Source organism: Lacinutrix sp. MEBiC02595, from assembly GCF_053601555.1.
Window position 1 is genome coordinate 1 of record NZ_JBSHNU010000100.1, and the last position, 291, is coordinate 291.

At 43.0% G+C, this 291-nt stretch carries 1 protein-coding gene; it reads right to left on the minus strand.

The genetic code is table 11. From position 1 onward, the window contains the following. A partial coding sequence (locus ACVCZW_RS00475; protein WP_452231355.1) for a hypothetical protein occupies positions 1–291 on the minus strand: 291 nt, incomplete at both ends.

The following is a 291-nucleotide window of genomic DNA, read 5'->3' on the forward strand; positions in this document are numbered from 1 at the left end:
TGCTACTTGTTCCGCAGGTTCCTGGACTCGTGTATTCTATCGTATATGTGGTTCCTGAAAGTCCATTAGTTACCGTTCCGCTAGTTGCGTTTATTGTTGCACCATCGGTTGGTATTGGATTAAAAGTAAAACTCCCACCAAAATCTCCAGTAATATTTGCGGTTCCGCCATCACAAGTTGCAGTCATAGTAAAAGAAGCATTCCCGGAGGTTAAAACAGTTACCATTTGTGTGCTACTTGTTCCGCAGGTTCCTGGACTCGTGTATTCTATCGTATATGTGGTTCCTGAAA